The following is a 15,671-nucleotide window of genomic DNA, read 5'->3' on the forward strand; positions in this document are numbered from 1 at the left end:
TCCGCTGGTCGGCGGATTGCGCCCCGGTGGTGAACACAGGTTTACTTCAACGGGCGCGGTGAACAGAGGTTCACCGCCGTCGCCAGCCAGCCGAGGGAAAGGGGAGCTCAGTCGTGGCCGCACGGTCGTCCACCGGGTCGAGAGCGGCGATCGGGGTGCTCGCGTCGTCGGGCATCGTGGTGTCGCTGATGCAGACGCTGGCGGTCCCGCTGCTGCCGGAGTTCCCTCGCCTGCTCGGCACCACGCCCTCCAGCGCCGCGTGGCTGATCACGATGACGCTGCTGACCGGGGCCGTGTTCGCGCCGGTGCTCGGCAGGCTCGGCGACATGTACGGCAAGCGGCGCATGCTGCTCGTCGCGCTTGCTGCGATGGCGGTCGGCAGCGCGCTCGGCGCCGTGAGCAGCGAGTTCGTGGTGGTGCTCATCGCACGCGGCCTGCAGGGGGTCGCGATCGGCGTGATCCCGCTCGGCATCAGCATCATGCGCGACGAACTGCCTCCTGAGCGGGTCGGCACCGGCATCGCCGTGATGAGCTCCACCCTGGGAGCCGGTGGTGCCGTCGGCCTCCCACTCACCGGGCTCGTCGCCGAGCACGCCGACTGGCACTGGCTCTTCGCGGGCTCCGCGGTGTTCGCCGTGATCCAGATGGTGCTCGTGTGGCTGCTCGTGCCGGAGTCGCCGGTGCGCAGCGGCGGCCGGTTCGACGCCGTGGGCGCGATCGGGCTGTCGGCGGCGCTGCTGTGCCTGCTGCTGCCCGTGTCGCGCGGGACGGAGTGGGGCTGGGGCAGCCCGCTCGTGCTCGGCCTCTTCGGCGCGGCGCTCGTGCTCTTCCTCGCGTGGGGTTACTACGAGCTGCGCGTGCCCTCCTCGCCGCTGGTGAACCTGCGGGTCTCGGCGCGTCCTGCGGTGCTGCTGACGAACCTCGCCTCGGTGCTCATCGGAGTGGCGATGTTCGCGTCGTTCATGGTGAGCGCGCAGATGCTGCAGGCGCCGAGCGGAACGGGGTACGGCTTCGACCTCTCACTCATGCTCAGCGGGGTCGCGCTGCTGCCCGTGGGCGGTGCGATGGTGGCGTTCTCCCCGCTGTCGGCGAAGATCTCGGCCCGCTGGGGTCCGGCCGTCACGATGGTGCTCGGGGTCGGTGTGCTCGCGGTCGGCAACCTGGCCCGTCCGCTGGTGCACTCGCCGCTCGCCGGGGTGATCGTGGTGGTCACCGTCACCGCCATCGGGGCGGCGCTGGCCTACGGCGCCGTGCCCGCGCTCATCATGCGCGCCGTGCCGATGTCGGAGACGGCGGCGGCCAACAGCCTCAACGCACTGGCCCGCTCCATCGGCACCTCGACGTGCAGCGCGATCGTCGCGACGGTGACGGCGGGCATGGTGGTGGAGGTCGGCGGTCACGTGTACCCGTCCACCGACGCCTACACCGTCATCTTCGTGATCGCCGGTGGCGCCGCCGCGCTCGCCGGCGTGATCGGTCTGCTGATCCCGGGGCCGGGCAAGGGCGCCGAGGCCGTGACGGTGCCCTCACGGGTGGCCGCGACCGCGAGCGGGTCACGTTAGCCTTACGCCGTGTCCACTCCGGAACCGGTCGCTACAGCGCCTCGCGACGCCTACCTGACCCGCGCCGCCGTGCTCCAGGCCGCCCGCCGCCGGTTCTCGTTGCACGGCTACGCCGACGTGAAGCTGCGCGATGTCGCCGCCGACGCCGACGTGAGCGCCGCGCTGGTGCTGAAGTACTTCGGCAGTAAGGAAGAGCTCTTCGCCGAGGCGTCCAGTTTCGAGGCCGACGCCGCGGTGCTGCTCGACTGCCCGCTGGAGGAACTCGGTGAGCACCTCGTGCGCACCCTGCTCGACTACCACGAGCGCACGCAGGCCGATCCCTTGCTGCGCGCGCTGTTCACGTCGTCGCGCCCCGGTGGTGCGACGTTCCGCGAGAACTTCGAGCGGCAGTTCGTCGCCGAGCTGAGCCGCCGCCTGGACGGTGCCGAGCCGAGGCTGCGCGCCGAGCTCGTCTGCGCGCACCTGATCGGCCTCGGCGCGACGCGGCTCGTGCTGCGCATCGGCGCCGAACCCCGCGAGCGGGTGATCGCGAGGACGGCGCCGTTGCTGCAGGGCTGGATCGACGGCACGGCGCCGTTCTAGGAGCGTGCTGAACGACTCCGCCCGTAGCGAGCGGCGATCCAGGCGCCGTCTGGGCGTCGCGCAGTAGGGCAGCGGTTGTTCAGCGCGCTCCTAGGGATCGGGGACCAGCGTGCCGAGATCGATGCCGGGTCCGTTCTCGGCCTCGTCGATGTCCTCTTGAATGTCGGGGGCGATGTAGTCCGTCATCGGCGGGCGCGGAGCGGGTTCCATCGCCCGCTGCCTGGCGATGTCGTCGCTGTCACCGTCGCCGCCGCTGTCGGCGGACACCGCCGGCGCGGGCTCGGGCTCCACGGCAACCACGGCGTCCTCGGCCACCGGCACGGGTGCCGCCGTCACCGGGGGCGGCGGGGGAGGCGCCGGCTTCGCGACGGGTGTGGCGAGCAGCTTCAGCTCCCTCACCTCGTCGAGATCCCGCACGGCCACCGCGGACTCCGTCACCGTGGCCTGTCGCGTCGCGGGTGGCTCCGGCGTGGCGGTCTCCGTCGGCCAGAGCGTGATCGCGAGTGCCGCGGCGGGCACCACGGCTGCCGCCGAGCCCAGCGAGATCCACAGCGTGCGCCTGCGCATGGGCGTACACCTTTCGTGTAGTTGTGGCGCTGAACCTAGCAGTCAGCTTTCCTTGACCAACTCGATGTCGGCAGTGGTGAATCCTTGGCGGAACCGGCTCACGGGGCCGTTCTGGTGAGCACGCGCAGCCCGAGCCGCTCGGGCAGCCCGGCGAACGCGGTCAGCTCGTCGAGGTGGTGCACGCCGGGCGGCAGGCCGCGGCCGAGCAGTGTGTGCGCGACGTGCGCGGCGACCAGTCCGGTGACGTGCCCCTGGGCGTTGCCGGTGAGCGCGTAGGCCACCTGGTGTCCGTTGTGGACGGCCTCGGCGGAGATGGCGAAGCCGTCTGATCCGAAGTGGACCTTTCCCGCCGCGGCCGTGAGCGCCCGCAGCGCGTCCGGCCTGCTCGCCAGGCGCAGCAGACCGGTGCGCCGCAGGCCGAACAGCAGCGTGGTCAGCACACGGGAGTCCAGGCACAGCCGCGTGGTCACGTCGGCCACGCCCAGCGTGCGCCGCAGCGTGTACTGGTCGGAGAACGGGAACGGGTGGACCGTGCGGTACCCGTACCCGGGCAGGAACACCCTGGCGGCACCGTGGGGCGCTCGCTGCCGGGGTGCGACCAGCTGGGTGAGCGTCCAGCGCAGCGCGTCTGCGCCGTGGCGCTCGCCCGCGCCCAGCAGCACGGTGACGTCGATCCGGTCGGCCCCGCCGAGGTCGCGGCACGCGCGCCCGGCGAGCACGTTGGTCAGGCCCGGTGCGAGCCCGACGCTCAGCACCGCGGTGGTGCCCGCGGCGAGGGCGGTCTCGGTCAGCTCCTCGGTGAGCGCCAGCAGGTGGTACGACGCGCCGACGTCGACCAGGTGCACGCCGTTGCTCAGGCACGCGCGCGCGAGCGCCCCGTCGGGCGGCTCGACGCACAGCACCACCACGCCCACGTCCTGCTCGGTGAGCAGTCGTTCGAACCCGGCCACGTCGGTGACGTCGACGCGGGCCGCCGTGGCCCCCGCCTCGTCGGCGAGCGCGCGGGCTCGCGCGAGATCCCGGCCCGCGCACACCACCCGGCCCGGTGACCACCCGGCGAGCGAGCGCGTGACGGTGGCGCCCACGGCGCCGTACCCACCAACGACCAGAACGGTTCGCATGCGCTTACTCAACACGGAAGGAGGACGGCGGTCAAATACGGGCGGGGGGTACTTGGCATTGATACCCCCGAGGGGTATGGTGGCGTACGTTCGGCAGAGGGAGGTCGTCGTGGAGACGCAGCAACACGAGAAGCACGACACACACGCGGGCCACGGCGGGCATGGTGGTCACGGTGACCACGCCGCGGTGTTCCGTGACAAGTTCTGGCTGAGCCTGGTGCTCGCGATCCCCGTGGTCGCGGCGTCCGGCATGGTCGGTGACCTGCTCGGCTACGAGGTGCCCGGCTGGGCGGGCTGGGTCTCGCCGGTGCTGGGCACGGTCGTCTACTTCTACGGCGGCTGGCCGTTCCTGTCCGGCGCCGTGGGGGAGCTGCGCGACCGCAAACCCGGGATGATGACGCTCGTCGCGCTCGCCATCACGGTCGCGTTCGTCGCCAGTGGGCTCACCACACTGGGCATCGGCGGCCTGGAGCTGGACTTCTGGTGGGAGCTGGCGCTGCTGGTCGTGATCATGCTGCTCGGCCATTGGCTGGAGATGCGCGCGCTGGGGCAGGCGTCGGGCGCGCTGGAGGCGCTCGCCGAGCTGCTGCCCGACACGGCCGAACGCGTGGAGGACGGCGAGGTCCGGCAGGTCCCGCTGGCCGAGCTGCGCGTGGGCGACACGGTGCTCGTGCGCTCCGGCGGGCGGGTGCCCGCCGACGGCAGCGTCGTCGAGGGCACTGCCGAGCTGGACGAGTCGATGGTGACGGGGGAGTCACGCACGGTGCGCCGCGACGTGGGCGACCGGGTGGTCGCCGGGACCGTCGCGACGGACTCGGCCATCCGCGTCCGCGTCGAGGCGGTCGGTGAGGACACGGCGCTGGCCGGCATCCAGCGGCTCGTCGCCGACGCGCAGGGCTCGCGCTCGCGCGCGCAGGCGCTGGCCGACCGGGCCGCGGCGATGCTGTTCTGGTTCGCGCTCGGCGTCGGGGCGATCACCTTCGCCGTGTGGCTTGCGCTGGGCGATGCGACCACCGCCGTGGAACGCACGGTGACGGTGCTGGTCATCGCCTGCCCCCACGCGCTGGGTCTCGCGATCCCGCTGGTGATCGCCATCTCGACGGCGCTGTCGGCCAAGGCGGGCATCCTGGTGAAGGACCGGCTCGCGCTGGAGCGCATGCGCACGGTCGACGCGGTGCTGTTCGACAAGACCGGCACGCTCACCCAGGGCAGGCCCTCGGTCACGGCGACCGTCACGGCGGGCACGCATACGCGGGACGAGGTCCTCGCCCTCGCGGCCGCCGCCGAGCGCGACTCCGAGCACCCGCTGGCCCGCGCCATCGTGGAGGCGGCCACCGAGCGCGGTGCCGTGCCGCAGGCGAAGGACTTCCGGTCGCTGACCGGACGCGGTGTCGAGGCCACAGTGGACGGTCATGCGGTGGCCGTCGGCGGGCCTGCCCTGCTGCGCGAACGTGGTGCCGAGCCGCCGGTGCAGCTGGCCCGCGAGACGCGGGAGTGGGCGGAGCGGGGCGCGATCGTGCTGCACGTGCTGGTCGACGGTGAGATCGCCGGGGCGCTCGCGCTCGCCGACGAGGTGCGGCCCGAGTCGCGCGAGACCGTGGAACGGCTGCACGCGGAGGGCATCCGGGTCGTCATGATCACCGGCGACGCCCGCAATGTCGCGGAGGCGGTGGCGAAGGACCTCGGCGTGGACGAGGTGTTCGCCGAGGTGCTGCCGGCCGACAAGGACGCGGCGGTGAGCGAGCTGCGGGAGCGCGGCGAGCGCGTGGCCATGGTGGGTGACGGGGTGAACGACGCGCCCGCGCTGGCACGCGCCGACGTCGGCATCGCGATCGGTGCGGGCACCGACGTGGCCATCGAGTCGGCCGGCGTGGTGCTCGCCTCCGACGACCCGCGCGGCGTGCTCGCGACGCGCAGCCTGTCGGCGGCCAGCTACCGCAAGATGTGGCAGAACCTCACGTGGGCGACCGGGTACAACCTGCTGTCGGTGCCGCTGGCGGCCGGAGTGCTGGCGCCGGTCGGGTTCGTCCTTCCGCCCGCCGCGGGCGCGATCGCGATGAGCCTGTCGACCGTGATCGTGGCCCTCAACGCCCAGCTGCTCCGTAGGCTCGACCTGCGCCCCGCCGATCGGGGGTGACGCTGCCGCGTCATCGGCCCGAGGACCCGTTCCGCAGGTCCTCGGGCCGATGACATTCGAGGCAGTTGCTGCATCAATGCAGTTTCTGCAACAATCGTTGGAGTGGAACCAGCGACCACTCCCGGCCTTCGTGAGCGCAAGAAGCGGCAGACCCGGCACGACCTGCATCGGGCCGCCGTGCGCCTCGCTCTGGAGAAGGGGCTCGACCACGTCACCGTCGACGAGATCAGCGCCGCGGCGGGCTACGCGCCGAGGACGTTCTTCAACCACTTCCCGACCAAGGAAACGGCGCTGATCATCGAGGTCGGCGAGGGTGTGGACGACGTGCTCGGCCACCTGCCAGAGCGGATCGCGCCGGACGAGCTCGTCGCGACCCTGCTCGACGCCGTGCAGCGGCACACCCCCGCCGAGCCGACGGTGATCGAGGACGTCAAGGCGCACCACGAGCTCATGGAGCGCCATCCCGAGCTGGTGTCACAACAGCTGCGCGCCTTCGAGACGGCGGAGCGGCAACTGGTCGAGGAACTGCTCCGGCGCAGTGGCGGCGACTCGGCGTGGCCCCATGCGGAGGTGGCGGCATCCGTCGTCACCTCGCTCATGCGGGTCGCGTTCCAACGCTGGATCCGGGACGACGGCGAGCACCCGCTCGATCGCTTCCTGCGCACCGCCACCGACACGGCACGGCGGCTCATGGCCGCGCGCCCCCCGCGCTGAACGACTGGAGCACCCCCGTGACCATCACCGAAACCGGTGACCGGCAATCCTTCACGAGCAAGCAGGTCAGCGCGATCTTCGTGTCGCTGCTGCTGACCATGCTGATGGCCTCGCTGGACCAGACCATCGTGTCCACGGCCATGCCGACGATCGTCGGCGAGCTGCACGGCATCGAGCACCAGGCCTGGATGATCACCGCGTACCTGCTCGCGGTGACGATCGGCATGCCCGTCTACGGCAGGCTCGGCGACCTCATCGGGCGCAAGAACCTGTTCGTCGCCGCCATCGCGATCTTCCTCATCGGCTCCGTGCTGTGCGCGCTGGCCGCCAACATGACGCAGCTGATCTTCTTCCGCGGCCTGCAGGGCCTCGGTGGCGGCGGCCTGATGATCCTCTCGCAGGCGATCATCGCCGACGTCGTTCCCGCCCGCGACCGCGGCCGCTACATGGGAGTGTTCGGCGCCGTGTTCGGTCTGTCGTCCGTCGGCGGCCCGCTGCTCGGCGGGTTCTTCACCGACCACCTCGACTGGCGCTGGTGCTTCTGGGTCAACCTGCCACTCGGCCTGATCGCGCTCGTCGTCGCCATCGTGTCGCTCAAGCTGCCGAAGGGTGAGCAGAGCAAGCCGAGGCTCGACTACGTCGGCACCGTGCTCATGGCCGTGGCCGTGACCTGCCTGATCCTGGTCACGAGCTGGGGCGGGAAGGACTACGCGTGGTCCTCGCCCGTGATCCTGTGGCTGAGCGTGGCCTTCGTCGTCTCCGCCGCGCTGTTCGTGTTCGTGGAGACGAAGGTGGCCGAGCCGATCGTGCCGCTGAAGCTGTTCAAGGACTCCGTGTTCACACTGTCTACTGTGGCCAGTGTGATCGTGGGGTTCGCGATGCTCGGCGCGGCGGCCTTCCTGCCGACGTTCCTGCAGATGGTCACCGGCGAGAACGCGACCAACTCCGGCCTGCTGATGCTGCCGATGATGGGCGGCCTGCTGGTCACCTCCATCGTGTCCGGTCAGCTGATCAGCAAGACCGGCAGGTACAAGGTCTACCCGATCGCGGGCAGCATCGTGGCCTTCGCCGGCATGCTGCTGCTGGCGACCATGACGGCGACCACGCCTGTGTGGCAGTCGGGCGCGTACATGTTCGTGCTCGGCGCAGGCATCGGCCTCATGATGCAGGTGCTGGTGCTCGTGGTGCAGAACGCGGTGCCCGCCAAGGACGTCGGCACGGCCACGTCGACCAACAACTTCTTCCGCGAGATCGGCGCCTCGATCGGCACCGCGGTGTTCGGCTCGATCTTCGTGGCGAGGCTGACCGACGGGCTGCGTGACATGCCGCCCGAGCTGGCGGCGGGTGGCCCCGCGCAGGTCGACGCCAACGCGATCACGCCGCAGCTGGTGCAGTCGCTGCCAGACGACCTGCGGGAGTTCTTCGTCAACGCCTACGCCAACGCGCTGACGCCGACGTTCCTGTACCTCGCGCCGCTGTTTCTTGCCGCACTGGTGGTGTGCCTGTTCATCAAGGAGCGCCCGCTCGCGACCGAGACTGGACAGCAGCAGCCCGCACACGTGTAACGGGCGTCGGGTTCGCCGCGACTCCCGGGCGAGGGAGTCGCCATGAGCAGCAGATTCGCGGTTCGCGCGCGCCGCGCGTTCGATGGTGGACGCGTGCTTCGCGGCGGCGCGCTGGTACTGGTGGAGGACGGTCGGATCGGCTCGGTGCGGGCGTTCGGTCCCGTGCCGGACGGCTGGGAGCTGGTGGAGGTGCTCGGTGCGACACTGCTGCCCGGGCTGATCGACGCGCACGTGCACCTGTGCGGCGACAGCGCCGTCGGTGCGCTGGACCGGATCGCCTCCTACACCGAGGCCGAGCTGGACGCCGTGATCGAGAAGGGGCTGCGGGCGCAGCTCGCCGCGGGCGTCACTACGGTGCGCGACCTCGGTGACCGGAGGTTCGCGACGCTGCGCTGGCGGGGCACGCCGGGGCTGCCCTCGATCGTGTCCGCGGGCCCGCCGATCACCACGCCGCGCGGGCACTGCTGGAACATGGGCGGCGAGGTGTCCGGCGAGCGGCAGCTGCGGGCGGCGGTGGCCGAGCGGGTGGAGCGCGGCGTCGACGTCGTCAAGGTGATGGCGAGCGGGGGCGTGGTGACCGAGGGCACCGACATCATGGCCTGCCAGTTCACGCTGGAGGAGCTGCGGCTGATCGTCACGCAAGCGCATGCGGCGGGCCTGAGGGTGACCGCCCACGCGCACGGGCTGCCCACCGTCGAGCAGGCGATCGAGGCCGGGGTGGACGGCATCGAGCACTGCTCGTGCCTGGTGCCGGACGGCGTCCGCATGACCGACGAGCTGCTGGGCAGGCTCGCCGCGAGCGGCATCGTGGTGTGCCCGACGCTCGGCGTGGTCGGCGATCTGGAACCGCCACAGAGGATTCGTGAGCTGCTGGAGCGCACCGGCCTGACGGAGGAAAACCGGCGGCGCCAGGTGGCCAGGATGCACCAGGCAGGCGTGCGGCTGATCTCGGGCGGCGACTCGGGCATCGCCGACCCGAAACCGCACGGCATGCTCCCGCACGCGATCGCGGAACTCGCGCGGGGCGGCGTGGCCGCCGCCGACGCGCTCGCCACCGCGACCTCGTTGGCCGCCGAGGCCTGCGGCCTCGGCGACCGCAAGGGCCGGATCCGCGAGGGCTACGACGCCGACCTTCTCCTCGCGACCGGCGACCCCCTCACCGACCCGGCGGCCCTCGAAACCCCTCCGACGGTGATCCTGGCGGGCACCCTCCTGCTGAGGTGACCCCCTGCGCGAGTCCCGCTCCGGCCCGCGAGTCGTGCACTCCCGACCGCGAGTCGTGCGCTCCGGCCCGCGAGTCGTGCGTTCCCGACCGCGAGTCGTGCGCTCCGGCCCGCGAGTTGTGCGTTCCCGGCCGCGAGTTGTGCGTTCCCGGCGCGCGGCCGCGAGGTTGTGCTTGGCTTGACGCATGCGCATCCCGCCCCTGGAACCCGCCGCCCGTGTCGTGACCGCGTTGCGAGAGGCTGGCCTGGCGCCGGCGGTCGGCGGCTCCGGCCTGCTGGTCGCGCTGGGCCTGGCGGAGGTCGCCAACGACTGGGACGTGACGGTCGACGCGGACGCCGAAACGGTGACGACGGCACTCGATGCGGCGGGCCTGAGCTACCGCCCACTCGACCAGGGCCGCTACGCGATCGGCGAAGTGGACCTGATGGTCGACTTCGCGCTGCCGGGCCCTGCCGGCGTGGAAGCCCTGCCGACCAGGGTGACGGGGGAGTGGCAGGGCCTGCCGATCGGGGACCCGGAGGTGTGGGCGAGGGCGTACCGTCTGCTCGGCCGCGACGCGAAAGCGGATCTGCTGGAGCGCTACCTCGAGGCACGGGAGCACCAGATATAGTGCGACTCGCTGGGCTCGGAGGTTGTCACCACGGGCTCAAGCGGGAGCCGGAGCGCTCCCAGGGGCCGGTAGCTCAGTTGGTTAGAGCAGGGGACTCATAATCCCTTGGCCGCGGGTTCGAGCCCCGCCCGGCCCACCCTTCTGACCAGGTCAAAACAGCATTCTCCCCAAGCCCCAAGATCATCTGTCCATGGCCGTGTCCATGGGTGGATCGTTGACGTGGCCCTGGCTGTCGTCGGACGCTGTGTGTCATGACTGGGGCAGGGCAGGGGAGCGACCGCCGAGGCAGGGGCAACATCCGCCGCCGCGGTGGCTCGTTGCAGGTGCGGGTGTACTCGGGTGTCGATCCGGTGACCGGCAAGGAGATCTACCTGTCGGAGACCGTCAAGGGCACCGACAAGGCGGCGTACCGGGTCGCCGACAAGGTCATGACGAAGCTGCAGGCGCAGGTTGACCAGCAGCGCGCACCGAGCACGACGGTGTCGTTCTCGTACGCGATTGACGAGTGGCTCCGGACGGCCGACATCGAGCCGACGACGCGACATGTGTACGTCGGGTACATCGGGCGCACGATTCGGCCTGCGCTGGGCGAGATGCCGGTGAACAAGCTCAGCGCGCGCAATCTCGAGACGCTCTATGGCGAATTGCGGCGATGCCGGGTGCGTTGTGATGGGATGCCGTTCATTGAGCACAAGGTTGAGGGCGAACACGACTGTAAGAAGGCGAAGTGCAAGCTTCACGAGTGCAAGGCGATGGCTCAGTCCACAGTAATGCGCCCCGGGTCTGGTGCAGGTCTTGTTGTCTGTCACCCAGCCCGGGCGGGCTGGAAGGGTTGATCGTAGCTTGACGTGCGGTGGGCGGCCTCGATGGCCGCCGGGGTGCGTTGGCCGAGCTCGCCGTGGAGGCGGCGGTGGTTGTACCAGTCGACGTATTCGGCCACGGCGAGCTCAACATCCCGAATCGATTGCCATCCGCGACCAAGAACGATCGGGTTATGGATCAACTCGCCCTTGAGCAACGAGCTGAATGCCTCAGCCATCGCATTATCGTAGGAATCCCCACGCGAACCAACGGAGGCGACCACTTCTGCGTCGGCCAAGCGCTCAGTATAATGAATCGCACGATATTGAACTCCACGGTCGGAATGATGTACAAGTCCGGTCACGTCTTGCCCGGCTCGTTTCCTGGCCCAGATCCCCATCTCCAACGCGTCAAGGGCGAGATTCGTGTGCAACGAGGTCGAGACCTGCCAGCCCACGACCATTCTTGAGAACACATCGATGACGAACGCGGCATATACCCATCCCGAAAACGTCCGGATATAGGTGATATCCGCTACCCAGAGTTGGTTCGGGCGATCGGCGGTGAAGCGGCGCCCGACCAGGTCTGCCGACGAAGGTGAGGCCGCGGCGATAGTGGTCCTGGGGCGCCTGCCCCGCCGTAGACCCTGCAGGCCCTTCTGCCGCATCAGCCGCTCGACCGTGCAGCGAGCCACGCGGATTCCCTCACGGTTGAGCTGGGCATACACTTTCCGTGCCCCGTAGACGCTGTAGTTCTCACGGAACACGCGCTCAATCTCGGTGAGCAGCTCCGCATCCCGCAGGACGCGTTTTGATGGTGCGCGTTTCCTCGCTGCCCAATACGTTCTCGGAGCGATCTGTACACCCGATTCTTTCAGGACTGCGCAGATCGGCTCGACCCCGAGTTTCTTCCCCTCAACAACACGCTCGCGGTGGCCATCGATATAGTCAAAGACCACCGCGAGCGGAACCTCCCGCCGATGGGCGGAATCGTCAGAGGTTACTTGGTCTTGCGGTCGAGCTCCGCGGCGGCGAAAGACGCCGAAGCCGTCTTCAGGATCTCGTTCGCCCGCCGCAATTCACGCACCTCGCGTTCCAGCTCGGCGATCCGCGCAGCGTCGTCGCTGGTGCGGCCAGGTGCCGTGCCGGCGTCGATCTCGGCGCGCTTGACCCACGTCCGCAACGCCTCCGGGTGCACGTCCAACTGACTCGCGACCCGGCGGATGACTGCCATCCGCTGCCCCTCGGCCGCGATCCCATCCAACGCCATCCGCGTCGCCCGCTCACGCAGCTCGTCGCTGTACTTCTTCGGTGCCGGCATGCTCTGCATCCTTCCTGGAATCAAAGCCTGCACAGAACCCGGGGCGCATCAGCCGATGATCTGACGCGCCCGCACCAAGGTCTCCGCCACCGAGCAGGTCGAGATCGGCCGACAGGTGTGCGAGGCGGCCGCCAAGATCTCGTCCCACCCCCCAGCCCGGCGGCGTGATCGGCGCGGAGGCGTAGCCACTCCCAAGACGAGGACGGGCGTTCCGTACCGCGGGTGGGCGAAGATGGAGGCTCCCACCCGGTTCGCGAGACGCCCGTCCTCAGCGTCCGCCGGAGTCAGCCCAGGCCGATTTCCCCGCGCAGAGACCGTGCCTCTTCCTCGGAGTAGCCCAGCCCGCGCAGGATTGCCTCGGCATCCCCGTCGACGACTGGGGGAGCGGACCGGATCGTGCCCGGCGTTTCGGAGAGCACGATCGGGATACCCAGCCGGCGCTCCACCGGGGTGTCGCCGGTCAAGGCGAACATGCCGCGATGCCGCGTCTGCGGATCCCGGGCCACCTCGTCGAGGCCGCGGACCGGCGACACTGGCAGGTCGTATTTGGCAAGGTGGTTCAGCCACTCCCTGGCGGTGCGCCCGGCCAGGATCTTCGCCACCTCGTCGCGAATCCGGAGTTCGTCGTCGTTGGGGCCCCGTGAGTAGTGGTCGGGCGTGAAGGCGAACTCGGCTAGCTCGGGCCGTTCGATTGCCTCGCAGAACCGGGTCCAGAACCACGGTTCCAGGCAGCCGACGCTCAGCAGCTCGTCGTCGGCGGTGGCGTACAAGCCGTAGTAGGCGAACGCACCGGACATCGCGTCGCCACCACGCTCCACCCATGGATTCCCGTCGAAATGCGCACGTGCCGTGGGGGTGGCGGACAGCAACGCTATCGAGGTGTCCACATAGGATACGTCGACGAGCTGACCGCCGTGCCCCCGTTCCCGGGCGAACAGCGCCAGCAGGATCCCCGCGACCGTGTGCGCGGCCGCGGCGCCCAGATCGGCCACCAGGTTCAGCGGCACGCTCGGCGTGGAGCCGCGCGGACCGAGCAGGGACAGGATCCCCGACTCCGCCAGGTAGTTTAGGTCGTGGCCGGGCCGGAGTGCGGACGGGCCGTCCTGGCCGTAGCCACTCATCGCCGCGTAGATCAGTCCCGGATTCTTCGCGCGCAGGGTTTCGAAGCCGATGCCGAGCCGCTTGGTTACGCCGGGGCGGAAACCCTCGATCACCACGTCAGCCTTCTCGACGAGCCGAAGAAAAACCTCCTTGCCCGCGGGCTTCTTGAGATTGAGCCGGATGCTCTTTTTGTTGCGGTCCAGGTGTCCCGGGGAGACCGCCCGGTACTCGGTGGCCGGTCCGGAGGTCGCCTTGGCCCGGGCCTTACCGGGCGCAGGAATCTTGATCACCTCGGCGCCCATGTCCGCGAGGATCATGGACGTGTACAGGCCGGGGGACGCGGTGGTCAGGTCGAGCACCGTGATCCCGGTCAGCGGTCCGGACGAGAGGTCTGGTCGTGTGCCGTGCTCAGCCAATTGAATTTCCCATCGTCGGTGTCGGGTTGGTCGCCTGCGGAGCCGGGTCAGATGACGCCCTGCGCACGCAACGTGGAGATCTCCTCGGCGCCGTACCCGGCCAGCTCGCTTAGCACGTCGTCGGTGTGCGCCCCCAGCACCGGCGGCGGCGCGGTGACCTGCAACGGGCTGTCGCTGAATTTCTGGGCGTGCCCGAGCTGGGGGATCTTGCCCAGGGTCTCGTGTTCGACCTCGATGACCATGTCCCGCGCTACGAGCTGGGGGTGGGAGAACGCTCGGTCCAACGTGTTCACCGGCGCGGCGGAGGCACCTTCCCGTTCCAGCGCCGCGAGCGCTTCGTCCGTGGTCCAGCCGGCGAAGACCTTGTCCAGGATCTCGTAGAGCTCGCGCCGGTTCTCCACCCGTGCGGTCGAGGTAACGAAACGGGAATCGTCGATCAGCTCAGGGCAGCCCAGGGCCCGACAGGTGTTCTCCCATTGCCGGTTGTTGGCAGTGGCTAGCATCACGTGACCGTCGAGGGTCTGGAAGGCCTTCCACGGCACGTTCCACTGGTGCTCGCTACCCCAGCGCCCGGGCACGACCCCCGCGCACAGGTAGGCCATCGCGCTCAGGCTGGTGAACGAAACCCCCGCCTCCAGCAGAGAGGTGTCGATCTTCTGCCCCTTGCCGGTGCGCTCGCGCAGTAGCAAGGCGCTGGTGATGGCGTCCTTAGCGTAGAGCCCGGCGAGGTTGTCCAGAATGGACACGCCGATCTTCACCGGGACGCGGTCGGCCTCGCCGGTCAGGCTCATCAACCCGCACAGTGCTTCGGCGGTCGTCGCGTAGCCCGCGCGCTGCGCCCACGGGCCGTCCGGTCCCCAGCCGGAGATGGAGCAGTAGATCAGCCGGGGGTTGAGCTCCTTCAGATCTTCGTACCCGATGCCGAGTTGGCTCGCCTTGCCGGGGCGGAAGTTTTCGACCACGACATCCGCGCTGCGGACCAGCTTCTTGATCAGCTCCACGCCCTCGGGTGTGCGCAGGTTGACCGTGACGCTCTTCTTGTTGCGGTTCACTGCGAGGAACGCGGTGTTCTGCTCGCCCATCCTCGGGTTGCCTTGGTGTCGGGAGTCATCACCCACCTCCGGCTGCTCGATCTTGATGACCTCGGCACCGTGGTCACCCAGCAGCATCGTGCAGAACGGGCCGGACAGGACCCTGGTCAGATCGATGACGAGAACTCCGTCGAGTGGCCGGGGCGGAGCGTTTTTCATTGTTTTCTCACCCGTTCCTGGAAGATGAGACCTGCGATGGACCAACTAGTCGTCGCGGGTGCGAGCTGCTCGCGGGGCCGTGCCGGTTTTGATCGGTCCACCGGGACGCGGTCGTGGATGGCGGCTGAGTCGCGGTCTGGCCGACCGCGGACGTTCCAGCTCGAGCATCGATATGCTGGCACATGATATCTCAAGATGCAATATGTCACCACCATGCTGTCCAAAGCAGGAGGTTTGCGCTCTGTCAAAGTGGCCCTTGACACGTCATCTGGTATATCAATATCTTGATATCCGCCGTCGGGCGGCCGTGTCGGTGCGGATATCGAGAAAGCGCCGGCTACCCGTGGCCGACGGCCGCACGATCGGCCGTCCAGGTGGAATGGGCGAGCCGTAGCCGGCTAGTGGTATCTGAACTCGGCGGCATCGCCGGGGCCGGCCTCTTCCTAGGTCAGCAGCGTTGCGCTAAGGAGGCACTATGCATGTGCGGTCAGACACGGGGTTCCTGATACCACGCCGATCATCGGGACTGCAGGTTCCGCGGCCGTCCGGCAGGACGGACTGATCCGCGACCCCCCGTTCGCACTCGCTGGGTGAGCTGATTTTCACGGCGAGTTTGGACGTTTCTTCTCCCGTCTTTTCCGGGGTCCGGCACATTCCGGCACCCGATCGATTCGGGTGGCGCGACCGGCGTCTTCGGTGTA

General features: G+C 69.5%; 13 protein-coding genes and 1 tRNA gene. 9 read left to right on the forward strand and 5 right to left on the reverse strand.

Annotated features, from left to right (window positions below):
• Positions 1 to 113: 113 nt before the first annotated feature.
• Positions 114 to 1,562, forward strand: coding sequence for an MFS transporter (locus BA062_RS35675; RefSeq protein WP_245960173.1), 1,449 nt, complete (start codon positions 114 to 116; stop codon positions 1,560 to 1,562).
• Between the two features lie 9 nt (positions 1,563 to 1,571).
• Positions 1,572 to 2,144 carry a TetR/AcrR family transcriptional regulator gene (locus BA062_RS35680; RefSeq protein ID WP_110343565.1) on the forward strand — a complete coding sequence of 191 codons (573 nt, stop codon included), beginning with the start codon at positions 1,572 to 1,574 and terminating at the stop codon, positions 2,142 to 2,144.
• A gap of 90 nt (positions 2,145 to 2,234) precedes the next feature.
• Here BA062_RS35680 and BA062_RS35685 read toward each other — a convergent pair whose 3' ends face one another.
• A complete protein-coding gene (locus BA062_RS35685) occupies positions 2,235 to 2,711 on the reverse strand; it encodes a hypothetical protein (protein ID WP_110343566.1) in 477 nt (158 codons plus the stop codon).
• A 98-nt stretch (positions 2,712 to 2,809) separates the two neighbouring features.
• Positions 2,810 to 3,832: a saccharopine dehydrogenase family protein gene (locus tag BA062_RS35690; protein WP_110343567.1), complete on the reverse strand. Its 1,023-nt coding sequence runs from the start codon at positions 3,830 to 3,832 to the stop codon at positions 2,810 to 2,812.
• Positions 3,833 to 3,941: 109 nt separating this feature from the next.
• On the opposite strand from BA062_RS35690, the gene BA062_RS35695 reads away from it, so the two are divergent.
• The 7 genes from BA062_RS35695 to BA062_RS35730 all read left to right on the forward strand — a co-directional run bounded on the left by BA062_RS35695 (position 3,942) and on the right by BA062_RS35730 (position 10,918).
• Positions 3,942 to 5,969, forward strand: coding sequence for a heavy metal translocating P-type ATPase (locus BA062_RS35695; protein WP_245960174.1), 2,028 nt, complete (start codon positions 3,942 to 3,944; stop codon positions 5,967 to 5,969).
• A 102-nt stretch (positions 5,970 to 6,071) separates the two neighbouring features.
• The gene (locus BA062_RS35700) at positions 6,072 to 6,683 is read left to right on the forward strand and encodes a TetR/AcrR family transcriptional regulator (RefSeq protein WP_110343569.1); all 612 of its coding nucleotides are present in this window, start codon (positions 6,072 to 6,074) and stop codon (positions 6,681 to 6,683) included.
• A gap of 17 nt (positions 6,684 to 6,700) precedes the next feature.
• Positions 6,701 to 8,248: an MDR family MFS transporter gene (locus BA062_RS35705; RefSeq protein WP_110343570.1), complete on the forward strand. Its 1,548-nt coding sequence runs from the start codon at positions 6,701 to 6,703 to the stop codon at positions 8,246 to 8,248.
• A 42-nt stretch (positions 8,249 to 8,290) separates the two neighbouring features.
• A complete protein-coding gene (locus BA062_RS35710) occupies positions 8,291 to 9,472 on the forward strand; it encodes an amidohydrolase family protein (protein WP_110343571.1) in 1,182 nt (393 codons plus the stop codon).
• Positions 9,473 to 9,656: 184 nt separating this feature from the next.
• Entirely contained in the window at positions 9,657 to 10,082 is a 426-nt protein-coding gene (locus BA062_RS35720; protein ID WP_110343573.1) for a hypothetical protein, read from the forward strand.
• A gap of 62 nt (positions 10,083 to 10,144) precedes the next feature.
• Positions 10,145 to 10,218 (forward strand) — tRNA-Ile (locus BA062_RS35725).
• A gap of 214 nt (positions 10,219 to 10,432) precedes the next feature.
• Positions 10,433 to 10,918, forward strand: a complete 486-nt coding sequence (locus BA062_RS35730) for an N-terminal phage integrase SAM-like domain-containing protein (RefSeq protein WP_245960175.1) — start codon at positions 10,433 to 10,435, stop codon at positions 10,916 to 10,918.
• Here the strand turns inward: BA062_RS35730 and BA062_RS35735 are convergent.
• The 3 genes from BA062_RS35735 to BA062_RS35745 all read right to left on the reverse strand — a co-directional run bounded on the left by BA062_RS35735 (position 10,888) and on the right by BA062_RS35745 (position 14,970).
• A protein-coding gene (locus BA062_RS35735; protein WP_425452998.1) for an IS3 family transposase occupies positions 10,888 to 12,203 on the reverse strand; the annotation gives its coding sequence in 2 pieces (ribosomal slippage) (positions 10,888 to 11,919 and positions 11,922 to 12,203; 1,314 coding nt in all). The genes BA062_RS35730 and BA062_RS35735 overlap by 31 nt on opposite strands.
• 284 nt (positions 12,204 to 12,487) lie before the next feature.
• Complete coding sequence (locus BA062_RS35740) at positions 12,488 to 13,720, reverse strand: CaiB/BaiF CoA transferase family protein (RefSeq protein WP_281271678.1); 1,233 nt, start codon at positions 13,718 to 13,720, stop codon at positions 12,488 to 12,490.
• A 47-nt stretch (positions 13,721 to 13,767) separates the two neighbouring features.
• The gene (locus tag BA062_RS35745; protein ID WP_110343575.1) at positions 13,768 to 14,970 is read right to left on the reverse strand and encodes a CaiB/BaiF CoA transferase family protein; all 1,203 of its coding nucleotides are present in this window, start codon (positions 14,968 to 14,970) and stop codon (positions 13,768 to 13,770) included.
• Positions 14,971 to 15,671: the final 701 nt, after the last annotated feature.

The sequence above is a fragment of the Prauserella flavalba genome (genome assembly GCF_003202235.1).
Taxonomy (GTDB): domain Bacteria; phylum Actinomycetota; class Actinomycetes; order Mycobacteriales; family Pseudonocardiaceae; genus Prauserella_A; species Prauserella_A flavalba.

Coding starts and splice junctions, on each gene's coding strand:
- BA062_RS35690 (WP_110343567.1), bottom strand. CDS start 3,832: ATGCGAACCGTTCTGGTCGTTGGTGGGTACGGCGCCGTGGGCGCCACC.
- BA062_RS35710 (WP_110343571.1), top strand. CDS start 8,291: ATGAGCAGCAGATTCGCGGTTCGCGCGCGCCGCGCGTTCGATGGTGGA.
- BA062_RS35745 (WP_110343575.1), bottom strand. CDS start 14,970: ATGAAAAACGCTCCGCCCCGGCCACTCGACGGAGTTCTCGTCATCGAT.
- BA062_RS35720 (WP_110343573.1), top strand. CDS start 9,657: ATGCGCATCCCGCCCCTGGAACCCGCCGCCCGTGTCGTGACCGCGTTG.
- BA062_RS35685 (WP_110343566.1), bottom strand. CDS start 2,711: ATGCGCAGGCGCACGCTGTGGATCTCGCTGGGCTCGGCGGCAGCCGTG.